5 protein-coding genes are annotated in these 5,612 nt (G+C 71.5%); all 5 read left to right on the top strand.

Annotation, left to right across the window (positions count from 1 at the left end; genetic code table 11):
* A partial coding sequence (gene infB / locus G6030_RS08825) for a translation initiation factor IF-2 (protein ID WP_182642876.1) occupies positions 1-1,954 on the top strand: 1,954 nt, incomplete at its 5' end.
* A 111-nt stretch (positions 1,955-2,065) separates the two neighbouring features.
* The gene (rbfA, locus tag G6030_RS08820) at positions 2,066-2,524 is read left to right on the top strand and encodes a 30S ribosome-binding factor RbfA (RefSeq protein WP_182642875.1); all 459 of its coding nucleotides are present in this window, start codon (positions 2,066-2,068) and stop codon (positions 2,522-2,524) included.
* On the top strand, positions 2,521-3,498 hold the full coding sequence (locus G6030_RS08815) for a DHH family phosphoesterase (protein ID WP_182642874.1): 978 nt from the start codon (positions 2,521-2,523) through the stop codon (positions 3,496-3,498). Before rbfA ends, G6030_RS08815 begins: the two co-directional genes overlap by 4 nt.
* Positions 3,482-4,903 carry an MATE family efflux transporter gene (locus G6030_RS08810; protein ID WP_347238616.1) on the top strand — a complete coding sequence of 474 codons (1,422 nt, stop codon included), beginning with the start codon at positions 3,482-3,484 and terminating at the stop codon, positions 4,901-4,903. Before G6030_RS08815 ends, G6030_RS08810 begins: the two co-directional genes overlap by 17 nt.
* Positions 4,900-5,612, top strand: a 713-nt coding sequence (locus G6030_RS08805; RefSeq protein WP_182642873.1) for a metallophosphoesterase, incomplete at its 3' end; no start/stop codon positions are given. The genes G6030_RS08810 and G6030_RS08805, both read left to right, overlap by 4 nt.

Here is a 5,612-nt window from a genome sequence, read left to right as displayed (position 1 = left end):
CGGTCGGCCCGGTGGCGGCGGTCGCGGTCGCGGCGGTGCCGCGGGCGCGTTCGGACGTCCCGGCGGTGCCCCGCGCAGGGGTCGCAAGTCGAAGCGGCAGAAGCGTCAGGAATACGATTCGATGCGGGCACCGGAGGTCGGCGGCGTCCGGCTCCCCGACGGTCGTGGGCAGGTCCTGCGGCTGGCTCAGGGCGCCTCGCTGAGCGACTTCGCGGACAAGATCGACGTCAACCCGTCGCAGCTGGTCCAGGCGCTGTTTAACCTGGGCGAGATGGTCACCGCCACGCAGTCGGTCACTCCGGAGACCCTCCAGCTCCTCGGTGAGGAGATGGGGTACAAGGTCCAGATCGTCAGCCCCGAGGACGAGGACCGCGAGCTGCTCGAGTCCTTTGACCTGTCCTTCGGCGAGGACGAGGGCGGCGAAGAGGATCTCGAGCGTCGTCCCGCGGTCGTCACCGTCATGGGCCACGTCGACCACGGCAAGACCCGGCTGCTCGACAGCATCCGGTCCGCCAAGGTCGGCGAGGGTGAAGCCGGCGGCATCACCCAGCACATCGGTGCCTACCAGGTCACCGTGCCGGTCGACGACGTCGAGCGCACGATCACCTTCATCGACACCCCGGGTCACGAGGCGTTCACCGCCATGCGTGCCCGCGGCGCCAAGTCGACCGACATCGCGATCATCGTGGTGGCGGCGGACGACGGCGTGATGCCGCAGACGGTCGAGGCGATCAACCACGCGCAGGCGGCCGACGTGCCGATCGTCGTGGCGGTCAACAAGATCGACAAGGAGGGCGCGCAGCCCGACAAGATCCGTGGCCAGATGACCGAGTACGGCCTCGTGCCGGAGGAGTACGGCGGCGACACCATGTTCGTCGACATCTCCGCCAAGCAGAACCTGAACATCGATTCGCTGCTCGAGGCCGTCGTCCTCACCGCGGACGCCGCTCTGGACCTGCGGGCCAACCCGGACATGGACGCCCAGGGCGTCGCGATCGAGGCGCACCTCGACCGCGGTCGTGGCCCCGTGGCCACCGTGCTCATCCAGCGCGGCACGCTGCGGGTCGGCGACTCGATCGTCGCCGGCGACGCATACGGTCGTGTGCGCCGCATGGTCGACGAGCACGGCCAGGACGTCGAGGAGGCGACCCCGTCGCGTCCGGTCCAGGTCATCGGTCTGACCAGTGTGTGTGGCGCCGGCGACACCCTGATGGTGGTCGACGAGGACCGCACGGCCAGACAGATCGCCGACCGACGCAATGCGCGTAAGCGCAACGCGATGGCCGCGCGCAGCCGTCGCCGGATCAGCCTGGAGGACCTGGATTCGCACCTCAAGGAGACGAGCCAGCTCAACCTCATCATCAAGGGCGACAACTCCGGTACGGTCGAGGCCCTCGAAGAGGCCCTCATGGGTATCGAGATCGACGACGAGGTGCAGCTGCGCGTCATCGACCGCGGTGTCGGTGCCGTCACCGAGACGAACGTCAACCTGGCGGCGGCGTCCGACGCGGTGATCATCGGGTTCAACGTCCGCGCGGAGGGTAAGGCCACCGAGATGGCCAACCGTGAGGGCGTGGACATCCGGTACTACTCGATCATCTACCAGGCGATCGACGAGATCGAGAGCGCGCTCAAGGGCATGCTCAAGCCGATCTACGAGGAGAAGCAGCTCGGTCAGGCGGAGATCCGCCAGATCTTCCGCTCCTCCAAGGTGGGCAACATCGCCGGCTGTATGGTGCTCGACGGCATCATGCGGCGTAACGCCAAGGCGCGGCTCATCCGCGACGGCAACGTGGTCGCGGAGGAGATGACCGTCTCCTCGCTGCGCCGCGAGAAGGACGACGTGACCGAGGTCCGCGAGGGCTTCGAGTGCGGTCTGACGGTGACGTACTCCGACATCAAGATCGGCGACGTGATCGAGACGTACGAGCTCGTCGAGAAGCCGCGCGACTGACGTCGCAGAGCACACCGTGGGGGCGGGTTCCGTATCGTACGGACCTGCCCCCGCGGTGCGCTCGTCAACCCGTGACCGCCTAGCGGTCGCACCATGTCAAGGAGGATCGCCATGACCGGCAAGGGACGCGCGGGACGGCTAGGCAAGCGGATCGGTGAGATCGTCGCGACGGCCATCGAGCACGAGATCAAGGATCCGCGGCTCGAGTTCGTCACCATCACCGACTCGCGCATCACCGCGGACCTGCGGGTCGCCACCCTGTACTACACGGTGCGGGGCGAGACCCTCGACGAGGAGCCGGATCTCGAGGCCGCGGAGGCGGCGTTGACCGCCGCCCGCGGGCGTCTGCGCACCATGGTCGGCAGGCAGACCGGGGTCAAGTTCACCCCGGAGCTCACGTTCGTGCTCGACTCCGTGCCCGACGCCGCGCGGCATATGGAGGAACTCCTCGCCAGGGCGCGGGCCAGCGACGAGCAGGTCCGCCGCGCGGCCGAGAACGCGCGTCCGGCCGGTGACGAGGACCCCTATCGGAAGCCGGAGGAGGACCGACCGGAGGACGACGACCGGTGACCACGGCGGTGGACGCCGCGGGGGCGGCGGACGTGTTGGCGCGGCATCGTGAGGTGACCGTGCTGTGTCATGTCCGCCCGGACGCCGACGCCCTCGGCAGTTCGTGCGGTCTCGCGCGGGCCCTGCGCGCGGTCGGCGTGACCGTCCACCATTCGTTCGACCCCGGCGTGGTTCCGGACGCGCTGCGCGCCATCCCGGGCACCGACCGGGTGGTCCCGCTGTCCCGGGTGCCGGCCCACGGCGGCCTGGTGGTGACCCTGGACTGCGCGAGTCCCGACCGGGCCGGGGCCTGGGAACGGCTGGCCGAGACCGCGTCCGAGGTGCTGGTGGTCGACCACCACGGATCGAACCCGGGCTTCGGATCGCACATGTATCTCGATCCCACCGCCGCGTCGACCGCCTCGCTCGTGCTGGAGGTACTCGACGCCGGCGGTTACGTCGTCGACGCCGACATCGCCACCAGTCTCTACGCCGGTCTCGTCACCGACACCGGGTCCTTCCGGTGGGGCGGGTCGGACGCGCACGAGACCGCCCGGCGCCTGCTCGAGGCCGGGGCGGAATCGGAGGAGCTCGCGTACGACCTCCTCGACGCCCGCTCCTTCGCCTGGCTGCGGGTCCTGGGTGAGCTGCTCGCCACCGTCCGTCTGGACGTTGACGCCGTGGGGGGACGCGGCGCGGTCTGGCTCGCGGTCCCGTACGAGGTGATCGCGGCAGCGGACGAGGACGACGTCGAGTCGCTCGTGTCCCATCTGCGGGGCGTCCGCGAGGCGCGGGTGGCGGTCCTGCTCAAGGAGTACCGGCCGGGGGAGTGGGCCGTCTCGCTGCGCTCCCGGGGTGACGCGGACCGCGAGGCGATCGATGTCTCGGGCGTGGCCGCGGCGCTGGGCGGCGGCGGACACCCGTCTGCGGCCGGCTGCACCGTGCGCGGTGACCTCGACGCCGTGAGTGCGAGGCTCCGTGAGCTCCTCGGCTGACCCCACGTCCACCGCTGCGCGGTCGGCGTCGCGGCCGGGGCCGGAGCCGGAGGTCGGCGTCGGGGCGATCGGCCGACGCCTGTGGTCCATCGCGCTGCCCGTGCTGCCGGTGCTGTCGGCCGAGCCCGTCTACCTGTTGGTCGACGGCATCATCGTGGGTCGACAGGGCGCGGACGCGCTCGCGGCCCTCGGCGTGGGCGCTCTCGTGTTGCTCGTGCTGGGCACCCAGATGAACTTCCTGTCCTACGGGACCACCGCCCGGTCGGCGCGGCTGCACGGCGCCGGTCGGCGGGCCGACGCGGTCGCCGAGGGCGTGCAGGCGACGTGGATCGCCCTCGCCGTCGGGGCGCTCGTGGTCGCCGCGGTGTCGGCGCTGATGGGCCCGCTCACGCGCGCTCTCGCCGCGGATGCCGAGGTGGCCGCGGGCGCGGCCGAGTGGCTCCGTGTGGCGGTGTGGGGTATCCCGTGCATCCTCGTCGCCTCGGCCGGCCACGGATGGATGCGCGGTGTCCAGCGCCTACGCACTCCGCTCGTACTGGTGGCCGTGGGGATCGGCGTGTCGACCGTCGGGTGCGTGATGCTTGTCCCCGGACTGGGACCCGCGCCGGAGATGGGTCTGGTCGGCAGCGCCTGGTCCAACCTGGCCGGTCAGCTGCTCATGGCGGGTGGCTTCCTCACCGCGTTGGTCCTCGAGCACAAGGGGTCGCTGCGTCCCCGGCGGGCCGTCATCGTGAGCCAGCTGCGGATGGGCGTCGACCTCGTCATCCGTACAGCGTCGTTCCAGATCACCTTCGCCGTCGCCACCACGGCCGCCGCCGCGGCGGGCGTCAACTCGCTCGCCGCCCACCATCTCGCACAGCAGTTGTGGTCGCTGTACTCGCTCGTCCTTGACTCCGTGGCGATCGCCGCGCAATCGCTCGTGGGCGCCGCCCTGGGCGCAGGTCTGGCCGCACACGGCCGGGCGTTGGCCCGGGCCGTCGTCGTGTGGTCGCTCGGTCTGGGGGTCGCTCTCGCGCTGCTGACGGTGCTCTTCCGTGAACCCCTCGCGCTCCTGCTGGCCGGCGATGCCGGGGTGGCGGACCGGCTGGTGGTGGCGCTGATCGGGATGGCGATCGTCGTCCTGCCCGCGGCAGTGGTGTTCGGTCTCGACGGCGTGCTGCTGGGCGCCGGAGACGCGGCGTTTCTGCGCACGAGCACCGTCATCGCCGCGCTGTGCGGATTCCTTCCCGTGCTGCTCGCCACCCGTCACTTCGGCTGGGGCCTGACCGGCATCTGGTGGGGAATGGGGGTCTTCGTGGGGATGCGCCTCGTCGCCGTGGGGATGCGGGTGCGCGGTGACCGGTGGGTCGTCCTCGGCGCGCGCACCCCGGAGGCCGCCGGAGCCGGCGCGGAGGCCGCCGGATGACCGCGGGTACCCGCGCGCAGGCGGGACCGTCATTGCGGGCGGTGTCCGATCTGCACGTGGGGCACCGCGGGAACGCCGACGTGGTGGACGAGCTGCACCCGGGCCACCCGGGCGACTGGCTGATCGTGGCCGGAGACGTCGCGGAGAAGGCCGACCACGTGGTGGACGCCCTGGAGCGCCTCGCGGCCCGGTTCGAGCGCGTGATCTGGGTGCCCGGCAACCACGAGCTGTGGATCGGGCGCGATGACGAGGGCATGACCTCCACCACGAAGTACGACCGGTTGGTGGAGGCGTGCCGGGCCATCGGCGTGGACACCCCCGAGGACCCGTACCCCCTGTGGACCGGCCCGGGCGGGCCGGCGTGGGTGGTGCCGATGTTCCTGTTCTACGACTACAGCTGGACCCCGGTGGCGGGGCAGCCGCGCGCGGAGGCCCTGGCCGGGGCGCGCGAGCGCCGGGTGGTCGCGTCCGACGAGTTCCTCATCGACCCGGGCCCGTTCGGCGACGCCGTGGCGTGGTGCGGGGAGCGTCTCGTGGCCACCACGACCCGGCTGGGGCGCCTCGACCCCGCCCATCCGACCGTGCTGATCAACCACTGGCCGCTGCTGCGGGAACCGACCCGGGTCCTGCGCCACCCCGACTTCGCGCTGTGGTGCGGGACCGAGCAGACGGCCGACTGGCACCGCCGCTACCGGGCGGCCGCGTGCGT

Source organism: Dietzia sp. E1, assembly GCF_014145015.1.
In the GTDB taxonomy this organism is placed as follows: Bacteria; Actinomycetota; Actinomycetes; order Mycobacteriales; family Mycobacteriaceae; genus Dietzia; species Dietzia cinnamea_A.
This window is presented reverse-complemented; position numbering and strand designations above follow the sequence as displayed.